Source organism: Actinobaculum massiliense (assembly GCF_001457435.1).
Taxonomy (GTDB): domain Bacteria; phylum Actinomycetota; class Actinomycetes; order Actinomycetales; family Actinomycetaceae; genus Actinobaculum; species Actinobaculum massiliense.
The window spans coordinates 969,442-993,415 of the sequence record NZ_LN881717.1 but is presented as its reverse complement, the minus strand read 5'-3'; the positions used below and the strand labels follow the sequence as shown (position 1 = coordinate 993,415).

Sequence of the window (23,974 nt, the reverse complement as noted above, 5' to 3'; positions counted from 1 at the left end):
CCGACGACGCCGAAGCTCCCGCCGATTTACTCGCGGCCATAGAGGAGCTTAGGAGATTGGAGGCGCTGAACGCATCCCAAAGGGGCCGCTCGGGTGGCAAAAATTCTCGTCTCGAGAAAATCCTGGCGCCGAGGAGCGTGTAGCACGCGAGGCGCGCCAGATGCTTGTAGCTCTGACTGGAGAAGACGTTCCATGTGGAGCGTCAGAAACGGCGGCAAAGCTTAGCCGGGTTGCGGGGGTAGGCGTTGTCCTAACCGATGGCGGTTCGGGCTGCGTCGTAGTCAATAAAGGCAATCATGGTACCGCGATTCGTATTCTTCCAATTGCGTCAAAACGGGTGCCCGATTCGACGGGTGCCGGTGACTCGTTTTATGGCGCGCTTGCAGCGGGATTGTATGCGGGGCTGTCGCTTACTGAAGCGGCGAAACGCGCAGTTTACGCGGGAGCTTACGCCGTTGAAACGTAGGGTGTGATTCCGGCACTCGCGACCGAGAAAGCCCTCAAAGAGCGCTTCGGGATCTCGTTTTCCGAATCGCTGAAAGCGTTAGATGTAGCACGAAGTGAAGTTTTCGAACTGTAGATCGATAATCAATGACCACAAACTAGGTAAGGATATGAAATGGAAAAGTGAAGCCTATGGATATCACCGAGCCCGCGCAGCTAGCTCCGTTATTTAACACACAAAAATCGCAATTGGTACGACGCGTGATAACGCTATTAAGCATGCTGAAGGGGCGCTGGAATACGGATTCAATGCCGCAATGATGGCAGGTTCTCGGGTGCCTGAAACGGCTGAGGTTCTTAAGGGAACTGGTGTGGAAGTAGCTACAGCGCTTGATTTTCCTACTACTGGAGTGATGTCTAGCTATGGGAAGGCGAAGGAAGTGGAGGAGCTTGTTAGGCTCGGCGCCACGCAAATTGACATTGAGTGCAAATTGGTTGGCTGAAGGATGGCGATGACGACCGTTTCCGTGAGGATGTCGCGGGTGTCGTTGCCTGCGGCGTCCCCGTTAAGGTTATTATGGAACTCCCACTGCTCACCGAAGATGAGAAGGAAGTTGCCGTGGAGCTCGCGGTTGAGGCGGGGCCAAGTAGGTGAAGAACGCTTCATCGGGCTCGGTTGGGAAAGCTACGCCTGAGGAGATGAAGTTCCTATGCTTGCTCGCCCCGGAAGGTGTCCTAGTGAAAGGATCCGGTGGGATCTCAACCTTCGAGCACGCACTCTCTCATCCAGGCGGGGCGTCATTGGTGGGGTCTTCGAATTTCATCGCAATTGTCACGGGCAAGAGCGGTGGAGATAGCTACTAAAAGTATTTGAGAGGGCTCGCCGTTAGCTGGCGGTAGGAAACCGCTAGGACTCCGATGCCAGTGAGAAGTCCCTTTCAGAGGATAAGGCAAAATGGAGAAAATTCCTTTTATTTTGGATACGGATACGGCGCAAGATGATTGCGTAGCAATTCTATTTGGGGTGTGCGATCCCCGAGCTGATCTCCAGGCAATCACGATGGTTGCGGGAAACGTTGGCTTCGAGCAGCAAGTTCGAAATGCACTTCTTACGCTCAACGTGGCTGGAAAACTAGGGGATGTGCCGATTTATACCGGGTGCAGTCAGCCCATTATGCGCGAATGGGTTTCTGCATCAGAAGTTCACGGTGATGGAAGTGGCGGACTCTCGATGGACTTCGAGAAGGCGGAGATTCAAAAGGAGCATGCCGTTAATGCCATGCTTCGAATCGTTAATGAGCGCCCGGGCGAGGTTTCGATCGTCGCTATTGGTCCATTGACGAACGTGGCATCCGCGGTTGTTCTCGACCGTGGATTCGCGAAGAAAGTGAAGAGTCTCTACATTATGGGAGGTTCCGAGAACGGTCGTGGAAATACCACCTCGAGCGCAGAATTCAATTTCTACGTCGATCCCGAGGCGGCACAGATCGTATTCACTGCAGGATTCGAGGACATTCATGTTCTAACCTGGGATCCGGTGACACTACGGGACGCTACCATTTCACGGGATATATACAACGAAAAGACGAAGTCGCCAACGCCCATCGGAAAATTCTTTAAGTCGGTTTGTGACGCAACCTTGGACTTCAATGAATCAGTAGGGGTCGACGGTTCAACGCATCCTGACTCGATGACGTTGGCAACGATGTTGCATCCAGAGTTAGTCGAAGATTCGTCACCGATGCGCATTGACGTCGAGACCGCTTCAGAGCTGACCCGTGGATATTCTGCGATGGCATGGGACAAATTCGGACTGAATGCGAATGCTACGGTCATCCACAAGGTTGACCACGACGGATTCTTTGAACTCCTAGATAAGCTACTCGCCACGCAAACCACTCCTACCCTGGAGATTCGCGAACCTGATGGGAGCACATTGTGAATGCAAAAGATGCAGGTCAAAAAACTTCATTGGTAGGGCGGCGAGTTGGGGATGATAAAGAATCGCGCTCGTTCCTGAACGAAGACGGAACCATCGAAATTACCCCGGTGGGTGGGAAGACCATTAACCCTCGGTTGGTGCTCGTAGCGTTGATGCTCGTGATTGCAAGCTTCCAACTCTGTGCGACCATGCTTTCTCCCGCAATCGGTGACATGGCGGAGAGCTTCAACACTAACGCGGGAGTGATCGGATGGTCGACCACCATCTTTCTCGCTGTCGCAGCAGCACTTGCCATTTTCTTCCCACCTTTTGCAGATAAAATTGGCCGCCGAAATACGCTCCTTATTTCTGTGGGGTTTATGCTCCTGGGTACGGTAATCGTCCTGGTCACTTCCTCCTTAGTGGGACTTTTTATTGGTCGCGCACTGCAGGGTTTTTGTGGAGCAACATTTGCCTTGGGAAATCTGACTTTACGGGCGATTCTCGATCCAAAAAAGTTCGGATTCTATGTTGGGCTAGTTGCGGCGATTAATTCCGGCGTGGCGGGGATTGATACGCTTCTGGGCGGCTTGCTCGCTGACGCCTGGGGATACAAAAGCATTTTCGTAGTGATTCTTGCTCTTGAAATCCTGGCGCTCATTACGGTGATTCGGTGGGTTCCTGAGACTAAGGTGAAGTCGGCGCAGAATATGGATTGGGCAGGTGCCGTGTTCCTAACCGGAGCGCTCTGGGCCTTCAACATGGTTCTCACCTTCGGCTTCGGAACTTTAGGCTGGTCGAGTCCTTGGACCATAGGGTTCGCTATTGTCGGTGTGGTGTGTTCGGTGGTTTTCACGATGGTAGAAAAGCGCGCCTCGCACGCTCTTATCCCACTTTCTGAGCTCGGCCAACGTGAGACTTGGGCTCAGGTGGGGACGACGTTCTTTACGCTGGCGTCTTCCTTTGCGGTTTTGATGTTCCTCATTCCCGCCTTCGCTCAAGATTCGAATGCCGGATTTGGCTTAGGTTCTACGGTCACGGCGCTTATGTACCTCATGCCATTCTCGCTTTTGGGGTGGATGCTAGCGCCCGTTGTTGGCAAGGTGGCGCCGAATGTCGGTTATCGGCTTGTTTTACGTGCGGGTTTGGTCGGTTCTCTCGTGGTCATTGTGTGCATCCTCCTGTTTGGTTTCAGCAACAAGTGGATTCTGTGTGGTTTGAGCTTCCTTATGGGTGCAACCTACACAGCCATGTCGAACACGACACTCAATGCGCTTGGCGTCCTCTATGCCTCGTCAAGGCACCCCGGAGTTCTTCCCGGCCTCACCTCTGCCGCTTTCAACCTCGGCTCAGGTGTAGGAATTGGAGTTATGGGCTCGGTGATTGCTGCGGCCGCAGTTTCGGGTGATATTTCGTCGGGATACCGGCAGTCACTCATCATTGCGATTGTTCTTTCTGGCGTGGCGCTTGCGCTCTCGCTCTTCATGCCGGGGCGCACTAGCGAACACGAGAAAATATAAATAGTTACGCCAGCAGAGCGTACTGTACCGGGTAGGGGCCGTTCCGCCACAATTTAGTTTGGCGGCACGGCCCTCTACTCTGTAACCGGAGCTGGCCGAAGTGTAGAAAGTGCGCGGCCAGCCAGGAGTGGCCGGTCGCAAACAGGCCAGGTTACGTCAAGATCGTTCGCTAGCGAAGGGCGCGATAGGGCAGGAGCCGGTGGAGCCGCGCACCACCAGCTCAGCCGCGAAGGTCATGGAGCCGGCATCCGTCTTGTTGCCGGCGATGAGCGCGGTCAGGGAATTGACGGCATAGCGTGCCATGGCCGCGACCGGTTGGCGCAGGGTGGTTAGCGGCGGATTTGTGAGCGTCATAAGGCGAGAATCGTCGAAGCCGGTGATGGAGACGTCGCCCGGTACGCTCAGGCCCGCGGCTTGCACCGCGGAGGCGGCGCCGAGGGCCATGATGTCCGAGCCGCACACAATGGCTGTGTAACCGCTCTCGAGGAAAGCCTGCGCGGCGGAAATCCCCCCTTCAAAAGTGAAGAAGGTGTTGATGATGCGCGGGGTTGCGGCGGGGGAGAACTCGGCCATCCCGGTCAGGTACCCGCGCTCTTTTTCCTGCGAGGGAATGAAGCGGTGCGGGCCCATCGCTAATCCAATCTTGGTGTGGCCCAAGCCGGTCAGAAACTCCACGGCTTTGCGCATCGCATCGGCGTCGTTCGTGGAAATGTTCGGAGCGTCCACGGCTGGGTTCGCGCCATTAATGGTGACGAAGGGGACGTCCCCCTGGAGGCGGCGATAGCGCGCGGGGTCGGCTTCCGAATCCGCGTGGAGACCGGAAACGAAAATAATTCCGGCAACGCGCTGGCGGCGCAGAATGTCCACGTATTCATCCTCGGTAACGCCGCCCGCGTACTGCGTGCAGAGCACCGGAACGAATCCCTCGCCGACCATGGCTGCCTCCAGTTCCTGGGCGAGGGCGGGGAAAATCGGGTTGCCGAGTTCGGGCACCACCAGGCCAATGAGGCCGCGGTCAGTGCGCGAGAGTGATTCGGGGCGTTCGTAGCCGAGCATGTCGATAGCGGTAAGGACCCTGGCGGCGGTATCTGCGGAGACGGGGCCGGAGTCATTGAGCACGCGGGAAACGGTGGCAATAGAGACGTCGGCATGTTCTGCGATATCCACTAGCCTGATTTTCTTGCTCATCATTACCTTTCAGTGGCGTCGGCGGCACTTCGTCAATCCTATGTGAGGAGACATACTTAGTGTAAATCCTATGAAAAATTTATGTACGTCGGCTGAGGGGGGGGCGAGCTCCGCTGTAGTGGGCCCGGCTGGCGGAAATCTATTCCAATCTGGCCGAATTAAGGCCACACGAGCGCCGTGCGTTTGCCGACGCCGCCGCGCATCCGCACGGAGAGCCGGCCCGAACACTAGAGGCAAACACGCAAATGGACTCGCCCCTCGCGGTCGCGGCCGTATGGACGTATCTTAAAGATTAACGGGTGCTAGATCACATATCCTAGTATTTGTAAAAGTTTCCTGAAAAAAGCTGAAAATCGCTTGTAAAAATTTGCACGGGGAATTATTCTCAAAGCAAGTGACCACCGTAAAGAAGCGGGTGTCAGCGCAAACTTCGAGGAGGAAAGCATGCGCAAGAGCATTTTTGTGGCGGCTGCCAGCGCAATGGCGCTCATGTTGAGTGCCTGTGGCGGTGGAGGTTCGCAATCCACGTCTACGTCTGCCGGATCTGATACGGCCAGTGAACCGGCTACATCAACCGGAGTCTCCTTGACCGTCTGGTCTGATTCCAACCGCGAGCCGGCCCTCAAGGACGCCGCGGCGAAGTTCGAAGCCCAGACCGGTAACCATGTTGAAGTTGTGGTCCGCGAGTTCAGCGATATTCGCGCCGACTTCTCCACCCAGGTATCGAACGGCGAAGGCCCGGATATCACCGTGGGCGCCAACGACTGGCTCGGTGAATTCGCGGCGAACGGCCTGGTTGCCCCGATCGAGCTGGGCGACAAGGCCTCCGAGTTCGATGAGACCGCGGTCAAGGCTTTCACTTACAATGGCCAGACTTACGGCCTTCCCTACGCCATTGAGAACCTGGCGATGATCCGTAATACGGAGCTCGCGGATTCCACCCCGGCGACTTTCGATGAGATGATCGCCAAGGGCAAGGCGGCCGGCAAGCAGTACCCGTTCGTGGTGCAGACTACCGAGAAGGGCGATCCGTACACCTACTACCCGCTGCAGGCTTCCTTCGGTTCAGCGGTCTTCGCCACCAATGACCAGGGCGAGCTGACCAATGAGCTTACGCTTGGCTCCGCCGAGGGCGAGGCCTTCGCGAAGTGGCTGGGCGAGCAGGGCAAGGCGGGCGTACTCGAAACGTCGATGACGTACGACGTCGCCGTTGATGCCTTCAAGAACGGCCAGTCCCCCTACATCCTCGGTGGCCCGTGGATGATCAAGGACTTTGAGGATGCCGGTCTGAAGGTTGCGGTTGATCCGGTTCCGTCTGCCGGTGGTCAGAAGGCCGTGCCGTTTGTGGGCGTGCAGGGCTTCTACGTTTCGTCAGCGTCGAAGAACCAGATTGTAGCTAACCAGTTCCTCACCGAGTACATGGCTACCGAAGAGGCGCAGCTGGCGATTTACGAAGCTGGTAACCGTTTGCCGGCTCTGACCACCGCGGCTAAGAAGGCAGCGGAAGATCCGGCAACTGCCGGTTTCGCGAAGGCCGCCGAGGGTGCGCAGTTCATGCCGAATATCCCGGCGATGAACAATGTGTGGACCCCGTGGGGCATCGCGGAAGCCAAGATCATTGACGGAGCCGATCCGGTTTCGACCTGGCAGGGCATGGTCAACGAAGTTCAGGCTTCCATCGCGAAGTAACAATAATTTGCCGAGGCTAGGGCGCGGCGCTCGCGGGCGCCGCGCCCCTTCGCCAAAGGAAACGCAATATGCAAGAAACCCAGAAAAAGGCCACATCGAGCCGGCCCAAGGAGCGGAAGGCGCTGAAGATTAAAGCGCCGGAAGCGCGGAATTGGTCGCCCGGCTTCATTGTGAAACTCATCCTGGTTGGCCTCGTTGACGCTCTGGGTATCTACGTTTTGGTGCAAACATTTAGCGCGAAATCGTGGGTGCTGGGCGGCGTCGTCGCGATTCTCCTCATCGCGGCCAACTACGTTTACTTCTCGCGGCGCACGCTCGCCGCCAAGTACCTCATCCCGGGCCTGGTCTTCCTTTTGATCTTCCAGGTCTTCGTGATTCTCTACACCGGTTACATCGCGTTCACCAACTACGGCGATCGGCATATGCTCACCAAGGAAGCGGCCACGAACTCCCAGCTCGTGCGCTCCTCGCAACGCGTGCCCGATTCGCCGCAATATCCGCTTAAAGTGGTTTCCCGCGGGGGCGAGCTGGGCTTCGCCGTCGTCAATGAAGATGGCGACGTGCTGGCCGGCACCGAAACGGAACCGCTGGAGAAAATCGACGGCGCGACCGTCAAGGGTACCCAGGTCGAGGAAGTCCCCGGTTTTGAGATACTCGGAATGCAAGAGGTGACGGCCCAGCAGGCGGAGATCCTCTCCCTGCGCGTGCCGTTTAGCGACGATCCGGCAGACGGCGCGATTGGCACCCAGAACGCCAGCACCGGCTTTGTTTTCCGCTCCACCATGTCCTATGACAAAGCCACCCAAACCATGACGGATCACGCCACTGGCAAGCAGTACGTGGCCGACGATTCGGTGGGCTTCTTCGTGGCGGAGGACGGCTCCACCCTGGACACCGGCTGGCGCGTGACGGTCGGCTTCGACAACTTCAAGGACGCTTTCGCCGATTCTCGCTACGCTCAGCCGTTCCTGCGGGTGCTACTGTGGACCTTCGCTTTCGCGTTCCTCTCCGTTTTCACCACGTTCCTGTTGGGAATGTTCCTGGCGATTGTGCTCAACCGCGAGGGTATGCGGGGACGCAAGTTCTACCGCACCCTCATGCTGATGCCATATGCCTTCCCCTCCTTCATGACGGCGTTCCTCTTCGCCGGCATGCTCAATCCGAAGTACGGGTTCTTCAACCAAGTGCTATTCGGCGGAGCGGAAATTCCCTGGCTCACCGATCCCTGGCTGGCGCGCCTATGCGTGCTGGGCGTGAACCTGTGGATGGGCTTCCCCTATATGTTCCTCATCTGCACCGGTGCGTTGCAGTCGATTTCCGCTGACCTCAACGAGGCTGCTGAAATTGACGGCGCGACCGGCCTGCAGCGGTGGCGCTTCGTCACCCTGCCGCAGCTCATGATCCAGGTGACCCCGTTGTTGATTTCGTCATTCGCGTTCAACTTCAACAACTTCAACCTGATCTACATGTTGACCGGCGGCGGCCCGCGGTTCGACGACGTTACCGTGCCGGTGGGCTCCACTGACATTTTGATCTCGATGGTCTATCAGATCTCCGGAATGTCCGGCGAAGCGACGCGAAACTACGGCTTGGCTTCGGCGATGTCACTCCTCATCTTCATCATTGTGGGAACGATTTCGCTCATCAGCTTCAAGAAGTCGAATTCGATGAAGGGGGCGCAGTAAATGGCTGACACTATGTCTCGCACGCCAGACACAATTGTGGCGGGTGACCCCAAGGAGAATCACCAGACCTTCGGTAACTGGTTCCGCCGCCTCGGCTTCCGCCACCTGGTGGGAATCATTGCGGTGATCTACTCGGTGTTCCCGATTCTCTACGTGCTCTCCGCGGCACTGAATCCGAACACGAAAACCACCCTCAACGGCGCGAACAAGATGTTCTCCGACGTCTCGCTCTCGAACTTCGCGGAGCTTTCGAACTCCACGATGTTCTGGACCTGGTTCGGAAACACCGTGCTCATCGCCGTGTGCTCCGCGGTGGGAGCGGTGTTGATGGGCGCGGCCGCGGCCTACGCCTTCTCCCGCTTCCGCTTTGCGGGGCGCGATATGGGTCTGATGGGCCTGATGGTGGTGCAGATGTTCCCCCAGCTCTTGGCCTTCGTAGCGATCTTCCTGCTACTCACGCAGATTGGAAACGTATTTCCCTGGCTGGGCCTGGATTCGAAGATCTCGCTGATCGCCGTGTACCTGGGCGGCGCGCTGGGTGCGAATACGTTCCTCATGTACGGCACCTTCAACTCGATTCCGAAGGAACTCGACGAAGCGGCGAAGATCGACGGCGCAACTCACGGCCAAATCTACTGGCGGATTATTCTTCCGCTGGTGGTTCCGACCCTGGCGGTTGTGGCCCTGCTGGCCTTCATTGGTGCCTTCAACGATTACGTGCTGGCCTCAACGATTTTGACCAGCCAGGATAACTGGACGCTCTCCATCGGCATGAACCTGTGGGTAGGCGGAAACGAAAAGCAATGGGGCTGGTTCGCGGCCGGCGCGGTTCTGGCCGCCCTGCCCATCTTGCTCCTCTTCCTCTTCCTGCAGCGCTACATCGTCTCCGGCCTGACCGGAGGCGCGGTGAAGGGCTAGCGCCGCTCGCGGGCGGTGGTAGTGCCGCCAGCAATAGTGCATATAAAGGCGGGTGACCGGAGAATCCGGTCACCCGCCTTTATGCTCGCCGAGTTTGCGTGAAACGGAGTGGGCTCGGGAATTGCTTCCCTTTGCAGTCGCGAAGTGCTCGCCCCGCATTGCCTAGCCAAGCATTGCCTAGTCAAACACTGCCTAGCCAATCATTGGCGTACCGAGGGTGCCGACCTGGCCGGGCTCGCCGTGAGTATTTTGGTGGCCGGAACGAATTACCCAGATTCCACCCATAATTCCCAAAAGCGCAATTGCGCCCCAAATCCCCACGATTGCCCATGATGCGCCGGCAATTGCGAGAATTGGCGCGAAGGACACCGCGCTAATTTCTACCGGGACCACCGGCAAATAGGCGTAGCCGAATTCCTCCAGAGTGCCGGATTTCAGCTTCGGGTCCACAATGCGCAGGAGCGCCAAACCGGTAGAAACCGAGCCGGTTGCCCAGCCCCAGGTGAATAGCTGGCGCTCAAACCAGCCCTCGCCCATCAGGCGCGGCGCCACGCCGAGCCCGAGTGCCACCACCACGATCAGGCCGAAGACGAACAGCGCGGCCAGGGCCCCAATGTGGTGGGCCACGAACGAAGGCTGGATGGAGGCAATTCCGCACACAATCAGCAGGTCCGTGGCAAGCCCGGAAACCGAGCGCAAAGAATCGCTATCAATGACGTGCGAGGTTTTGGTGAGGTTCATCAGAACGCGGATGATAATCCCCAGGATAAAGGCCAGTGCAAAAAGCGGGAAGGTGAGGCCGGGGAACCAGGTGGTAAGGACCTTATTGGTGCCGTATGCCAGCAGTGCCACGATCGCCACCACGCCGACCTGGAAGGAGAGCGTTTCCACCGAGCCACCTGAGAACGTGTGGTAGCCGAGTGCGGGGCGCTTCTGGTTGGCGTCGAGTACGCCGGTACGGACGTCTTGGGGGAGGGAGTCCATGCCGCGGAAGGCTTTCGCGGCCCCGCGCTTAGCGCCGTACTTGGCGAGGATAATTCCGCCGACGACGCCGACCAGCAGCCCAACCGTGGCCGAGGTGAATGCAATTGAGGCCACGCTCGGGTCACCGTTTTGGGCAAACACATCGCCGATCGCTGCGGCGGTGCCGAAGCCGCCGGCCCAGCCGGTAAAGAGCATGAGGCCGAGGGTGTCCGGAGCGCCAAACACCGGCCCGAGAACTAGCAGGGCGAAGGCCATGCCGAGGGCCACCTGCGCGCCGTACATCAGCACTCCGTAGGAGGCGAATCCCGCCACGGATTTATTTACCTTCCGCACGTCAAAATCGTCGGCGAGCGCCATGCAGGCGAAGACCACGATAATCAGGATTGAGGAGTAGGTGCCGACCTCGGAAGAGAACGGAATGCCGGTGAGCTTCCACTGGCCGAGGTGCCAGTTATAGGTTTCGGCGATGGCGCCCAAGACGTGCGGACCGAGGAGGAGCCCGAGGAGGCCGGCGATAACTGAGGCCGGAACCAGCATATTTTGGAGCCATTTAATCTTCGCGCGCATGAGCACGCCGACCGCGAGCAAGAGCCCAATAAAGCCCATATCAATGAGCATGCTCCATGCGGTAAATGTGGATTCCACGTGTTTCCTCCTTCGGTGCCCGCGCGCGACTAGTCATGAGGTATTTGGGGCCGCGTGCCTGAGCAAAGGTGCGCGCGCCGGTTCTGCGGGCGGCGCTAAGTAAAGATTTGGTTTTGCCAGGGTAAGAATAGCCTATGAAGGAAATGGTGAAATGTGAGTTTGCGCGGGTGGGCGTCCGAACTAGTTTCGCAGGAGCTGCGCGGCGAGTTGTGGTAGTGCCGTCGATGTTCCGGCAGAAAGGCGCACATTGGCGAACTTATCCCCGCGCGTCTTCCCGCGATTGATAATCGCCACGGGTTTATGTGCCTTGGCGGCCTGGCGCACGTAGCGCAGAGCTGAGCCAACCGCGAGGGACGAGCCGGCAACGAGCACAGCGGCGGCGTCGTCGATAATTTTGCGCGCGCGCTCAATGCTTCGCGGGTGAACCTTTCCCCCGAACCACACCACGTCCGTCATGAGGATTCCTCCGCACGCCGGGCAGTCGGCGACTCTGAAGGTCGAGGTGTCCCCGACCTCGAGGTCGGCGTCCGGCGCCACCTCTCCACCCTGGCGGATCGGCCAGCGCGGATTGAGTTGCGTCAGGAGCTCGTGAATCACGGCGCGGCGGAATGCTTTGCCGCACTGCGTGCACAGCACGCGGTCGTAACGCCCGTGCAGGTCGACCACGTTTCGCGAGCCCGCGCGCGAGTGTAAGCGGTCCACGTTTTGGGTGATGATCCCGGTGACGAGCCCGGCGCGTTCCAGCTCGGCTAATGCCAGGTGACCCTCGTTGGGGATGGAAGTAAATGGGCGTAGCCACCCGGAGTGGTTGCGCGCCCAGTAGTGCTGGCGCATGCGCGGATCGGCCATGAACTGCTGATACGTCATGGGGCGGCGCGGGGCCGAGCCGGGGGAGCGGTAGTCTGGCATGCCCGAGTCGGTGGAGATTCCAGCGCCGGTGATAACCGCAAATGGCGCTCCGGCCAATAGATTTGCCACCGGGAGCACGGCCTCGGCGATGTTGTGTGGGTCCGGACGCGCTTCGCTCGCCGGCGGGGCATCAACCTCAATCAGTCTGAGATGAGGAGCGTCGCCGCCGGGAAAGTAATCCGAAATTTCATGTGCCATATGCACGCTATAACGCCGCGCTCGCGGTTTTGTTCCGGCCGGCGCAAACCATCTCGCGCCGGCCGGCCCGGGCCGTAGCGGTTAGGCACTTAGTAGTTGGGGCGATCCTCCGGATTGCGCGGGCGCGGAACCTGATCCGCGAAAGAGCGAGCAATTGCTTCGCGGGTCATAAAGACGGCGTCGTCCTTGGAAAGCGCGTACTCGATGAATTCGCGCAGCCCGCTCATGCGCGCGGGATTGCCGGTAATCCGAGGGTGAATCCCGATGCTCATCATGCGTCCGGCGTCGTCGCCGTCGTCGAGCAACTGATCGAGGCAACGCATCGCCTGCTCGGCGAAATCGCCCCCGGTGGAAAAACCGACGCCGTCGATATAGCGGGCGTCGTTCGTCACGAGGGTGTAGGGGACGACGAGGTGCGATTTGCCGCCCACGAAGGTCCAGAAGGGGAGGTCGTCCCCGTAATAATCGGAGTCGTAGAGGAAGCGGCCGTCTTCTACGAGCAGCTCGCGGGTATTGACGGACATTTCGCGGCAGTACCATCCCACCGGTTGGCGGCCGAGGGTGCGCTGGAAGGAGTCCATCGCGAGGCTAATGAGCTCCTTCTCCTCTTCACGCGTGTAGTTGAAATGATCGATCCAGCGGTAGCCGTGACCCACGATTTCATCGCCGCGCTCGTTGATCTTTTCCGCGACTTCCGGGTTGCGCTCCAGGGCTACGGCGGCGCCAAAAATCGTGACGGGGATGCTGTAGCGATCGAAGGTGCGGAACATTCGCCAAATTCCGGCGCGAGCGCCGTATTCGTACATTGACTCAATGGCGAGGTCGCGCTGGGAGCCGGCGTCCCACGGCATCTCGTACATGCCGTCGTTCTTGCCGTCTCCCATGGCGAAAGTTTGCTCTGAGCCTTCCTCGTAGTTGACGACGATATTGATCGCCACTTTTGCTCCGCCTTCCCAGCGAATCTGCGGCGGGTGTGGGCCGTATCCGCGGATTTCGCGCGTGGGTCCGGGAACTCCGGGCACATCGGATGTGCGATACCAGTGGTTGCGGCGCAGTTGCTCGTGCGGTTCGGGGGTAGTTGCCTGCGACATCGAGTCCTCCTTCGGGACGTAAAACGCCATTGTTGCCAGGAATTCTACGCGCTCCTTCCGACGCGATTAGCGGCATCTGGGGGAGGGGATTTCCGGCCAGCGGGGCTATCGCGTGAAGGCTGGAAAGATCGTGTGAAACAGTTTAATTAAAAAACGCGAATCGTTACGAACCTTCCGAATTTATCCAGGCGACTTCCAGACGGCTTTCAGAATGGCGCGCTCGCCAAATGCTGTTGCGTAAAACCTTGTTAGAGGAGGGTTTATGTAGATTTTGGGCGATCTATGGCACTCCGCATTAAGGGTGTTAAAAGTTGGAAAGTGTGACCTTGTCACCAGATTTCGGGAAAATTTTACATCGAACTTATTGTAATGACATTCTGGCGCGGTAGCCCAGTTCAACGGCGACGAATCTGTAGAGGAGGCGTGGCTGGTGTGGGGCTTACAGAAACTATTTCGGTTTTGCGATGGGGTGCGCCGGCCGACCGTTTTTGGTATCGCGGCAAATCACCTCGTAGAAGCGAAGCTCTTGTGCTGACGCCTCGCGGCGCCGACCAAGGGTAAAACGCGGGTGCTAACTCGCGAAATTGGGTCCAAGGGGGCCCGCAATGAAAGGAATAGAAATGGCACACAAGAGTACGCGAGGGGCTAGGGTACTAGCCGTCCTTTCCGCGCTCGCGGTTAGCCTCCTGGGCTTCTCGGCTCTGCCGGCGGCCAACGCCGCTCCTGGCAACATTGATCCGGGGCAGATCGGAATTTTGACCATCCACAAGCACGCCGGTACGCCGGGTAACGGGGCCGGGCACGATGGTTCGGAGCTTAAGCAGGCTCCCGCAAACCCGCTCGAGGGCGTGACGTTCCGCGTGCAAAAGGTCAAGGACTTTGACCTCAACGCGCAGGAAAACTGGGCTCACATCAAGGATCTGAGCGCCGCCAACGTCCAGGGTGATAAGGTCACGATCAATGGCCAGCAGTACTCGTTGGAAGACCAGACCGCTGAGACGAAGCCGACGAGCGCCGAAGGTATTACCAAGGTTGAGCAGCTCCCGGTGGGTCTTTACTACGTCACGGAGCTTTCGACCGGTACGAATAAGGTGACGCAGAAGGCCACGCCGTTCTTCGTGACCATCCCGCTCCCGTCGAAGGCTGGCGCCGATACGTCCTGGAACTACAATCCGCACGTTTATCCGAAGAACCAGACGACCACCGACACCGGCGAGAAGAAGGTCGGGGAGGACACGAACGTCCGCAAGGTCGGCGATAAGCTCCCCTACGAGGTGGCCCTGGTTGCGCCTGGTCCCGCTGAAAAGAACCCGGCCGCGCTCGGCTTCTATGACTTCTCGGGCACGAATGTTGAGTTCGACAAGGCCTCGGTGACCGCGAAGGTTGAGGGCGGCGAAACGCTCACGAGCGGGGAAGATTTCACCATTGAGGATTCGGTGAAGAAGCCGGCTGGCCGTAACGGCCACAAGATTTCCCTGACCAAGCAGGGTTTGGCAAAGGTCAAGGGCGGCCAGAAGGTTGTGTTCAACTACACCGTCACGGTTAAGACCGTTGGTCAAGACGGCAAGGTGGAGAACTCCTTCACGCCGATTCTCAACGATTACGATCCGTGGGGCGATTACGAGAAGGACCCGAACAACCCGCCTACGCCTCCTACTCCGAACGAGCCTAAGGACAAGGCGTTCTACGGTGATTACAAGTTCACCAAGGTGGACGAATCCAAGAACGGTAACCCCCTGGAAAATGCCGAATTCGCGGTTTATGCCACCGAAGATGCCGCAAAGGCGGGCACCAATCCGATCCTTACCGCGACGTCCGATGCGCAGGGCGTTGTGCACTTCAAGGGCCTGTACCTGGGTAAGTACACCAAGGATGAAGAAGCCAACGCGAAGCGGACCTTCTACCTGAAGGAAACCAAGGCTCCGGCTGGTTACGTGCTTGATAACACCATCAAGCCTATCGAGGTGACCCCCGGTAACGCGGAGAATCCTAAGGTGGGCGAGAACATCGTCAACAAGAAGGCCGGCGGCCCGAACCTGCCTCTTACCGGTTCGGCCGGCACCGTGATTCTGACCCTCGGTGGCGTGGCTGCCCTCGGTCTCGCGGGCGGCGTGGCCTTGCGCAACGCTCGTCGCGAGCGCGAGAACGCCTAAAGGAAATCCGGCGCGGTAGCTCAACCCCGATCCCAATTTCGTGTTCGGGCCGGGGCTGAGCTACCCGGGAGGGGCGCTGAACGCGGCGCCCCTCCCCGGAAATCCCTTATTTGACTTTGCCTTCCGGCCCCTCCCCTGGCCCTCCAAGACGCATGAGGCGGTGTTCTTTGAAAACTGCGCAGCGGCTGTTCCCGAATTACCTCACCGGTTTTCTGGTTCTGCTCGGGGTGGGGCTGCTTATCTACCCGCAGGCGGCGGCCTGGTTCGCCCAACTCAACCAAACCGAGTTGACGGTGGAGTACAACAAGGCAATCGAAAACGCGGTTCCCAATGCGCGCGAGCAATTAGCGGCCGCGCGGGCCTATAACGATGCGTTGACCACCGGCACGCTCATCCCAGCCAATGAGCGCCTACCGCGCTTGGCTGGTGAAAGCTCCGATACGGTCGAGGTAAACGGCCGCACGTGGACGTACGAAGAACTGCTGAGCACCAAGGGATCGCCAATTATGGCGCGCCTGCGAATTCCCAAAATCGACGTCGATCTTCCCGTCTATCACGGAACTTCGGACGAAACCCTGCTCAAAGGCGCCGGCCACCTGGAAGGCACGGCCCTGCCGGTAGGCGGAGCTTCAACCCGGTCCGTTATCACCGCCCATCGCGGATTGGCCGAGGCCACCATGTTCACGAATCTGGACAAAGTGGAACCCGGTGACCGATTCACGGTGGAGGTGTTCGGTGAGGTCCTCACGTACGAGGTGAGAGACGTCGTCGTCGTCGAACCGGAAGAAACAGAACACCTCTCCGTCGAGGCGGGGCGGGACCTGGTGACGCTGGTGACGTGTACGCCTCTGGGAATCAACTCGCACCGAATTTTGGTGACGGGGGAGCGGGTGGTGCCGACGCCGGCGGAGGATCTGGCGAAGGCGGGCGCGAAATCTGACCTGCCGCGATTCCCGTTCTGGGCGGTCATCGGGTCGGTCACTCTTCTCCTCGTCACCGTGGCTCTCGGCCACCGCACCTACCGTGAGATTCAGAGTAATAAGGCGCGACGGGCTAACTTCTATGGCGCTGACAAAGCGTGGATATCGGAAGAGTTGCGGATATCCAAAATATCGTGCGATCCGGCGAGTAAAAGCTAGCCGCACTACTCGCTATCTAAACAAACAGCTTTACTAACTGGAGGTCCGGCTATGTTCGGAGATTTGAAAAACTGCCTGGCAAAGCGGGTCGGCGCTGTGGCCCTCGCCCTCGCCTGCGGGTTTCAAATGTTGCCAGTGCCCGCGTATTCGGCTCCCCTAGCTGGCTCCGAGGCGTCGCAGGAAAGCGACGCCGCCGCCGCTGTCGCCGGCGAATCCGGCACGGCCGAGGGGGAAGCCGCTAGTACCGGCCGGGAAGCGCCCGAGGGCTCGCAGCCCGCCGCTCCCGCAACGGACGCGAGCGAGGCCGCCCGGGCTGGCGGGAGTGGTAGCTCCGAGGTGGATGCGGACTCAGATGCGGAAATCGACGCGCGGATGATGGAACGGTCCGCCGAGCCAAGTTTTTCCGAAGACCTTTTGCGCGATGCGGTCAATGCTTCCGCGGCAACGATGCCGGTGTGCCCTGCAAATCACGGCTTTTACACCATCGGTTCGGGCGTGGGCGAGATCCACGAAATCGGGACCGGCAACCCGAACGCGCTCTCCGATAATAAATGGCACGGCAATATCGAATGGCGCGACCGAAATGTTTCTACCGTAAACCTAGGCTACGACGCACTCGGCATCGCACCTGACGGCACCATGTGGCACACCGAATTGGCCGGGCTTACCACCCCGGGTGCCAATCCGCAGACCTGGATTATGCACGGGCGAATGGACAGGGTTGGCAAGGGTGGCTATACCCCAAACGAGGGATTCGAACTGCAAAACCCGCGAATGCCGATTAAGGGTGGCACCATTGATCCGCAAGGGCGTTACCTCATGGTGGGCGACGCCCAGAATAAGGGCGCGAACCGTAAGCCCTATGAAGCTAAGCTCAAACTCCTCGCCTATGACCCGACCTCTCGGCAGGTGATTCGTCTTGGGTATATCAGCGATCCGGGGCAAGTTTCGTCTACGGTTTTCTCAGACATGTTCTTCGATGCGCAGGGAAACTTTTACATCCTCTCAATGGCGCAAGAAGGGACCATTCACAGCGGTGGTAACACGACCACGCGCATCAAGGTGTACCGCTTGACCGCTCAGCAATACGAGCAAGCCGTGCAGAACGGTCGGCGCTTCAATCCTGGTGCGACGGTGGTTCACCCCAAGCGGAAGGGCATGAGAGTCCCCCGGTTCAATATAAATGAGAATATTGACCAGGTGCCGGCGTTGAATCCGGTTCTGTTTCGTAGCGTTGATGCGGTCACTCCCCGCTTCACCCCCGCGGGCGGCGTAGCTCCTGTGCGCGGCGGGAAGATCTATGTTTCCGGATTCTTCTCTGGGCCTGGTGGCGACCGAGGAGTGATTTATTCGCTCGATCTAACGACCGGGAAGTTTGCAAATGGGGGGAATCCTGTCTTTACGAGCCCGGCTCCATCAGCGTTCGCGGCGGGTGCCGATAAGAATAATTGGAAGTGGGGAGACTCAAAGATTGTCGACCTCGAAGGTTGCCCGCAGAGCGTATCAACCCTGGCCGTGCAAAAGAATATTGAGAAGCGTATTGACGCGCGCGATCAATTCACGGTGACCGTGCGCGACGCGCAGGGTGCGGCTGGATTGACTCCGGAAGGCCAGAGAACCTCGGTGACGACGTCGGGAACCTCGACCACTTCGGGAGAATCGACCGCCATCTTGCGTCAGGATGGACGCACCTATGTGGTGGAAGAAAAGATGGCAGCAGGTTCGGCGTCGAAATTGGAAGATTACGAGCCGGTCGTGCAGTGCAGTAACGCGGATAAAAGTACGGTTGCTGTTTCAGGCGGGAAGATAAAGGACGGTGTTTTCAGTGCCCAGTTTGTTGCTCCAGAAACTTCCGGGCAACTCACCTGCACGGTAACGAACAAACCCGCGGTGAAAACGAAGCCCGTTACCTTCCTTAAATACGACGCGGACGCCTGGAGCCCTGCGCAGAGCGGAGACATTAACGTTCCGAACAGTGCGCGGCTAAAGGACGTTACCCTGCGGGTGTGCGCGGATGAAAACGCCGACAGTAAGTGCGACGGCGCTTTTGTTCCCGTACGTCAGAATGCTTCCGTAGATTCGGCAAAGACGGATCAGCGGGGCGAGGCGACCTGGGAGGCGCTAGAGGTTGGTAAGACCTACCTGGTCCAGGAGACGCCTCTCTGGGGCTATCGCGCTCCCGAGAAGCCGTTACGCTTCCAGGTAGCTGAGGATACCAAGACTGTTCTGGTAGCTAATCACCGCAAGCCGCGCACGGTAACCTGGGAAAAGACGGATTCCTCGGATAGGCACTTGGCGGGTTCTGAATGGAAGCTCGAGCTCGTGAGCGGCGGCGCGAATGGTGCCGCGGGTACCAACGGAGGCGATCCCATGGCGGGGCTAGACGCGATTGCCGACTGCGAGGCTACATCGGCTACCGAGTGCACCGGGTCTGATAAGGACCCGCGCGGTGGGTTCTTCCGGGTGGAAAATCTTCCGTGGGGTTCCTACAAGCTCAGCGAGAAGAAAGCGCCGGCTGGCTACCGCCTGACCGATGAATCCAAGTACTTTGTCGCTGATGCGAAGTACTACCTCGATGACCGCGCGAAGAATCAGTTCGCGGCCATCACCCTCGGTGGCATTATCAACTACCGCCAGGAAGGGCCGGCTTTGCCCCTCACTGGCGGGCTTGGGGAAGACATCTTCCGCTACGGGGGAGGAGCTACGCTTCTAGCGGCTACGGCCTTGGGGATCTCCCTCTGGCTGAGGAAACAGCGGCGGCGTCGTAACGCGATCGTCTAGCAGCGATCTGATCATCGAACAGTTCTGAGTGCGGGGCGGGTAAACCGTCCCGCACTCTCCTTTTGGGGAGCGCGAAGCGGCGTAGCCATTGTAGATTCCGAGTAGCCGATGAGGCTCAGGATGATTGGCCAATGCGCTTAGACATTGAGTGGCTGGCGAAAGTTAGGGTAGTTAGCCGCCGTGCCCGGATGTCGAGCGGTAGAGGAGCCTTAGGCGATCGGGCAGATAAAACAAAAAACCCGCGATTTCTCGCGGGTTTTCCAGTGGCTCCGACCGGCGTCGATCCGGTGACCTTCTGTTCTTCAGACAGACGCTCTCCCAACTGAGCTACAGAGCCAGAGAGAGAAAAACCCGGTTTCCCGGGATTTTCGTCGCGACCCTGACGGGACTTGAACCCGCGACCTCCGCCGTGACAGGGCGGCGCGCTAACCAACTGCGCTACAGGGCCATGTGCAGAAGCACCATATTACAGAAGCCGAAGCTCCTTTGCAAGACGAATCTTGCAGTACCCCCAACGGGATTCGAACCCGTGTTACCGGAGTGAAAGTCCAGCGTCCTAGGCCTCTAGACGATGGGGGCTCCACGAACCTAAGTTCGCATGTTTCCTGTCGAGGGAACGGGTAATAGCTTACGGAGAAAACTGCCGGGCGCGCAAACTTTTGCGGCGTGTTGTCCATCACCAGGCGCTGGCCCTTTATCGCCGCCAGCGACATCGCCAAATTCGTATCGGAGCGACCACCTACCATAGGGATATGCACGCAGGACTCATTTCAATGCTCAGCGGCTCAGCGGGGAGCCTGGCTTCTTTGGAGGCGGGGCCGCGAGCGGCGGTGCCCGTTTCCCTTCCGTTGCGTCAAGTGCTGGCAGAGACCCCGTCTCCTTCGGATTCTCCCAGCGCTAGCGATCTCGAGACGGCCGCGGCGGCCGCGGTAGAGAACACCGTGGAGTTCGGCCAGGTCGTCGCGGTGGTGGCGATTGGTGTAGCCGTGGGCTTGCTTCTGGCGGTTGTGATTGTTTCGATCCTGCGAGTGGCTCTGCGGCGAAGTACCGCAATGCTCATGACCGTCAAAGGTGCGCGCGTGCCGATGTTCGTCACGCTGGCGATCCTGGGCGGTTGGCTTTCGCTACGCCTCTACGGTCGGGGCCTGACGGATGCCGAACAGCCAAGCTATTACGACGGCCTCTCTCACCTCCTCCTCATCTCGCTCATCCTCAGCATTGGCTGGCTCGCGGTGGGAGCCGTCAACGGCTTTTCCCACGGCTATCTGCAACTCATTAAAGAGGTTGCCGAAACTCGCTATCGGCGCGTGCAAACTCAGCTCCAGATTCTGCGGCGGCTGATCAACGTCATCATCGTGGTGATCGCGATTTCGGCGGCGCTTCTCACCTTCCCGACGGCGCGGGCCTTTGGCGCTTCGCTCCTCGCCTCCGCCGGCCTGATCTCGGTGATCGCCGGTATTGCCGCCCAGTCCACCCTGGGCAATGTATTCGCGGGCCTGCAACTCGCCTTTTCCGATTCTCTCCGCGTCAATGACCTCATCGTCTGGAAAGAAATTACGGCAACCGTTGAAGAGATCACCCTAACCTACGTGGTGCTCAAGGTGTGGAATGGTCGCCGCCTCATTGTGCCGTCGTCGCAAATGACGACGACGACTTTCGAAAACTGGACCCGTCGCGTGCCGGAAATGACGGGCACGGTGCAATTCGATCTGGATTGGCAAGCTCCGATTAATGCCATCCGCGCGGAGCTCAATGCCATTCTGCAATCCACGGACCTGTGGAATGGCGAAACTGGGGTTCTCCAGGTGACAAGCGTGGACAACGGCATTATCAAGGTCAGCGCTCAGGTTTCCGCCAATAGTGCTGGCGAAATGTTTGATCTGCAGTTCTACGTGCGTGAGCAGCTGTTGCGGTGGTTGCAGGAGCATTCGCCAGAGTCAATGCCGCGCCAGCGTTTCTATGTGAGCGAAGGGGCGCGGCCGCGCAGTGCTGAGGAAGCGGACCACAGCCAGGAGATCTATGTACTCCACTCTGGCGAGGTGGCAGGTGAAGGGGCGGACCGAGCTGAGGTAGCCGGCGTGCTCGGCACCGGTGCGGCCGAAGGCGGGTTGGCGGGCGGCCCGGCGGACGGGTCTCTTAGTGCTTCAGCGGGTGAGCCGGCCGGCGTAGCGGAGGAAGGCCCGGCTGTGGAAGACGGCCTTGATCCTTCGTGGCGGAGGAAGATCTGGCTTTCCAGCGATGATGAGGATGAGTTGGATCTCGATACCACCGATATTGGCCTGGGCGCGGATGTCGAAGCCGTCGAGCGGCATCGGCGCTCAAAGTCCCGGCGGAAGAACGCCGCGCGCGGCAAATCAGGGCGCGGGAAGAACGCCGCCCGTAGTGCGGGCCGTAAAGCCGCCGATGGGAAGCGTAGGGGCAAGCAAGGCCAAGTAGCGCGCGAGAACCGGAAACCGCGCGGAAGGGCTGAAGAATCCCGGAGTGGCGGCAGCGCGGAGGGAGCCCGGCTCACCGCGGAAACCAAGCTCATGCGACCCTCCGAGATCATGGCCACGGCTCCTAAGCGGATCCCGATTGCCGAGCGTCACCTGCCGAGGTCTTATACGCCAGGTGAAAAGCCGCGGACCGAAGCCGAACACCAGCGCCGCCCGGAGCCAGGGCGTGCCTATGAGCTCGAGCAAGAGAACCCGCAAGGCGTGCATCCGGATTTGCGGGTTGAGGACGCCACGGCGCGCCCGGTGGCTGGCGGCCAGCCCGGATCGGAAACTCGGGCGGGAGCGTCGGGCGTGAATCAGGTGGACGCGGCAGATACCGGCCAACCGGCGGTAAAGACCGCTCCTACCGATACCCAGGTCAAGGCCGGCCACGAGGCCTCCTTGTTTACCGGATCGGAGAAGAACGAGAGCCGCGGGCGCGAGTACGCGGGTCCGGGCGAAGAAGTGCTGGAAGAGCGCGAACGCACCGCTGCGCGGCATAATGGTTTGATAGATGAATCCGGCGAGGGATTAGGCGGCCGCACCGCGGTGATGGACGCGGTGGAGCCGGAAGAGAAAAAGTAGCGCCCCGGGCGCGTGGCCTTGGGCGCGTGGCCGCGGGCAAAACTCTGGGCAGGCTTATGAATCGGCCTACCCGGGCATACCAAACCGTAGACGAGGAAGAAAGAGAGGCAAGAAATGGCAGATATGTTGCCGCAGACCGACGAGGAGTGGGCGCGGGTTCTGGCACCGGCCGAATTTGACGTATTGCGTAAAGCAGGCACGGAAGCCCCCTGGTCGGGTGAACTGCTTGAGGAGAATCGTGAGGGCGTGTACTCGTGCAAGGCGTGCGGTGCGGAGCTCTTCCGCTCGCAGACGAAGTTTGATTCTGGGTGCGGCTGGCCGAGCTTTTACGATCCTTCCAGTTCGGATGCCGTGACCACCGATGTGGACTACAAGCTGGGCTACCCCCGGGTGGAGGTGCGATGCGCCAAGTGTCAGTCGCATCTGGGGCACGTCTTCCCAGACGCCCCGCAAACCCCCACCGGCCAGCGGTACTGCATGAACTCGGTCGCGCTCTCTTTCGCGCCTAACGAGGAAAAGTAGCCGGCCATACCTGGCCGTCTTGGGCCTCCGTGAAGAATATCCGGAGCTACAAGCGGCACTACCCCGGTTTTCGGGGACGAATCGGTGCGGTCTCCTCGCTGAATTGGTCGGGTGCCCGGGTAGTTTATGAGAAAATAAACCAAATGCATCGATAGGGCGGGCTGCGCACCGCGCGGCCCGAGTTTTAAGGATGATGAGGAATGGCGAGCATTCACGTTGTTACCGCGAATCTCCAGAAGGGCACGCCGACGGCGAAAGCCCCGGGAGGAATGCACAAGGTTGCCTGGCAACGCGAACAGGTATCCTCGGCCGCGCGCGTGCTCGGGCGTCTCAACGCCGATATCCTCGCCCTGCAGGAAGTCAAAGAGCCCGTGGCCTCCGGCTCCCTCGTCAACCCCATCGTTGCGCTGGGTAAATTCACCGATGTGATCTTCCTGCCTCTCCGTGGCGGCAAAACGCTGACGGGCCAGCCGAAAAACGACGTCGACCTGAAGGGCAACGGGATCGCCCTAGCCTCCCGCTACCCCATCGGGGCGAGGGAAATGATCGAGCTTCCACTCCAAGACCCGAACGGCTCGTGGCTGAAAACCTTGCGCACCAAGATCGGCTTGGGAGAAATGCCACGGCGAGCAATTTTGGCAGAGATCCTCAGCCCCGACGGGCCGATTCTGGTGGCCGCAACCCATATCGCGTTCACTCCGGTGCTACAGGATTCCCAGTTGCGGACTGTCTCCGGGACGCTTGACGGCTTCGCGCGCCGGAACGGGAAAATGCAGGCACCGCGGCTGATCCTTGGCGATCTCAATATTCGCGGGGAGCGACCGCTCGCTCTGACCGGCTACGACTCAATGGCCGAGGCGGACACCTATCCCGCCACCGCCCCGACCGCTCAGATTGACCACATCCTCGTGCAAGGCGGCCAAGCCCGTAGCGCCGAGGCCGTATATATGGGGATTTCCGACCATCGAGCTCTACGCGCCAACGTCGTTTTCTAACCCTTGACTTGGCTCTCCGCTTGCCGTGCGATCGGCGCTGGCGTTTGGGCTCGGCGCATTTGCGGGCAGGTGCGGCGTTTCGCCACTAATTGAGATCTATTAGCTCGATCTTTAGCGCATTTGCGGGGGATAT

Annotated in this window: 17 protein-coding genes and 3 tRNA genes; 13 read left to right on the top strand and 7 right to left on the bottom strand. The window is 59.3% G+C overall.

The features are described from left to right. The first annotated feature begins 160 nt into the window (after window positions 1–160). The 4 genes from BN2664_RS09525 (at window position 161) to BN2664_RS06185 (ending at window position 3,885) form a co-directional block, all read left to right on the top strand. Entirely contained in the window at window positions 161–466 is a 306-nt protein-coding gene (locus BN2664_RS09525; protein ID WP_007001060.1) for a carbohydrate kinase family protein, read from the top strand. Window positions 467–928: 462 nt separating this feature from the next. Then, window positions 929–1,099: a hypothetical protein gene (locus BN2664_RS09255; protein ID WP_197408646.1), complete on the top strand. Its 171-nt coding sequence runs from the start codon at window positions 929–931 to the stop codon at window positions 1,097–1,099. A gap of 300 nt (window positions 1,100–1,399) precedes the next feature. Next, window positions 1,400–2,386 carry a nucleoside hydrolase gene (locus tag BN2664_RS06190; protein WP_007001063.1) on the top strand — a complete coding sequence of 329 codons (987 nt, stop codon included), beginning with the start codon at window positions 1,400–1,402 and terminating at the stop codon, window positions 2,384–2,386. Further along, window positions 2,383–3,885 (top strand): MFS transporter, encoded by a 1,503-nt coding sequence (locus tag BN2664_RS06185; RefSeq protein WP_007001064.1) that lies wholly within the window; start codon window positions 2,383–2,385, stop codon window positions 3,883–3,885. The genes BN2664_RS06190 and BN2664_RS06185 overlap by 4 nt, the downstream gene beginning before the upstream one ends. Before the next feature lie 156 nt (window positions 3,886–4,041). Here BN2664_RS06185 and BN2664_RS06180 read toward each other — a convergent pair whose 3' ends face one another. After that, window positions 4,042–5,073 carry a LacI family DNA-binding transcriptional regulator gene (locus BN2664_RS06180; RefSeq protein ID WP_007001065.1) on the bottom strand — a complete coding sequence of 344 codons (1,032 nt, stop codon included), beginning with the start codon at window positions 5,071–5,073 and terminating at the stop codon, window positions 4,042–4,044. Between the two features lie 444 nt (window positions 5,074–5,517). Between BN2664_RS06180 and BN2664_RS06175 the strand changes: the two genes are divergently transcribed. From BN2664_RS06175 to BN2664_RS06165, 3 genes are all read left to right on the top strand, one after another. Continuing rightward, window positions 5,518–6,762, top strand: coding sequence for a sugar ABC transporter substrate-binding protein (locus BN2664_RS06175; RefSeq protein WP_007001066.1), 1,245 nt, complete (start codon window positions 5,518–5,520; stop codon window positions 6,760–6,762). A 68-nt stretch (window positions 6,763–6,830) separates the two neighbouring features. Beyond that, entirely contained in the window at window positions 6,831–8,447 is a 1,617-nt protein-coding gene (locus BN2664_RS06170; protein ID WP_007001067.1) for an ABC transporter permease subunit, read from the top strand. Continuing rightward, window positions 8,448–9,365, top strand: coding sequence for a sugar ABC transporter permease (locus tag BN2664_RS06165; protein ID WP_007001068.1), 918 nt, complete (start codon window positions 8,448–8,450; stop codon window positions 9,363–9,365). Between the two features lie 192 nt (window positions 9,366–9,557). Here the strand turns inward: BN2664_RS06165 and BN2664_RS06160 are convergent, their stop codons facing one another. From BN2664_RS06160 to BN2664_RS06150, 3 genes are all read right to left on the bottom strand, one after another. Then, window positions 9,558–10,994: a sodium/glutamate symporter gene (locus BN2664_RS06160; protein ID WP_007001069.1), complete on the bottom strand. Its 1,437-nt coding sequence runs from the start codon at window positions 10,992–10,994 to the stop codon at window positions 9,558–9,560. Window positions 10,995–11,174: 180 nt separating this feature from the next. After that, window positions 11,175–12,101, bottom strand: coding sequence for a Sir2 family NAD-dependent protein deacetylase (locus tag BN2664_RS06155; RefSeq protein ID WP_007001070.1), 927 nt, complete (start codon window positions 12,099–12,101; stop codon window positions 11,175–11,177). An 89-nt stretch (window positions 12,102–12,190) separates the two neighbouring features. After that, window positions 12,191–13,222 carry a polysaccharide deacetylase family protein gene (locus BN2664_RS06150; RefSeq protein WP_197408645.1) on the bottom strand — a complete coding sequence of 344 codons (1,032 nt, stop codon included), beginning with the start codon at window positions 13,220–13,222 and terminating at the stop codon, window positions 12,191–12,193. A gap of 590 nt (window positions 13,223–13,812) precedes the next feature. Here BN2664_RS06150 and BN2664_RS06145 point away from each other — a divergent pair. The 3 genes from BN2664_RS06145 (at window position 13,813) to BN2664_RS06135 (ending at window position 19,265) form a co-directional block, all read left to right on the top strand. Continuing rightward, window positions 13,813–15,345, top strand: a complete 1,533-nt coding sequence (locus BN2664_RS06145) for a SpaH/EbpB family LPXTG-anchored major pilin (RefSeq protein WP_007001072.1) — start codon at window positions 13,813–13,815, stop codon at window positions 15,343–15,345. A 167-nt stretch (window positions 15,346–15,512) separates the two neighbouring features. Next, window positions 15,513–16,484 (top strand): class C sortase, encoded by a 972-nt coding sequence (locus tag BN2664_RS06140; protein ID WP_231723451.1) that lies wholly within the window; start codon window positions 15,513–15,515, stop codon window positions 16,482–16,484. 51 nt (window positions 16,485–16,535) lie between these two features. Next, window positions 16,536–19,265: an MSCRAMM family protein gene (locus BN2664_RS06135; protein ID WP_007001074.1), complete on the top strand. Its 2,730-nt coding sequence runs from the start codon at window positions 16,536–16,538 to the stop codon at window positions 19,263–19,265. Window positions 19,266–19,529: 264 nt separating this feature from the next. On the opposite strand, the gene BN2664_RS06130 is transcribed toward BN2664_RS06135, so the two are convergent. From BN2664_RS06130 to BN2664_RS06120, 3 genes are all read right to left on the bottom strand, one after another. Then, window positions 19,530–19,602: transfer RNA gene (locus tag BN2664_RS06130), tRNA-Phe, on the bottom strand. 37 nt (window positions 19,603–19,639) lie between these two features. Next, a tRNA-Asp gene (locus BN2664_RS06125) sits at window positions 19,640–19,713 on the bottom strand. A gap of 58 nt (window positions 19,714–19,771) precedes the next feature. Continuing rightward, a tRNA-Glu gene (locus tag BN2664_RS06120) sits at window positions 19,772–19,844 on the bottom strand. Between the two features lie 173 nt (window positions 19,845–20,017). Between BN2664_RS06120 and BN2664_RS06115 the strand changes: the two genes are divergently transcribed. From BN2664_RS06115 to BN2664_RS06105, 3 genes are all read left to right on the top strand, one after another. After that, window positions 20,018–22,324, top strand: a complete 2,307-nt coding sequence (locus BN2664_RS06115; protein WP_051014110.1) for a mechanosensitive ion channel family protein — start codon at window positions 20,018–20,020, stop codon at window positions 22,322–22,324. A 114-nt stretch (window positions 22,325–22,438) separates the two neighbouring features. Further along, entirely contained in the window at window positions 22,439–22,846 is a 408-nt protein-coding gene (gene msrB / locus BN2664_RS06110) for a peptide-methionine (R)-S-oxide reductase MsrB (protein WP_007001076.1), read from the top strand. 200 nt (window positions 22,847–23,046) lie between these two features. Then, the gene (locus tag BN2664_RS06105) at window positions 23,047–23,841 is read left to right on the top strand and encodes an endonuclease/exonuclease/phosphatase family protein (RefSeq protein WP_007001077.1); all 795 of its coding nucleotides are present in this window, start codon (window positions 23,047–23,049) and stop codon (window positions 23,839–23,841) included. Window positions 23,842–23,974 lie beyond the last annotated feature (133 nt).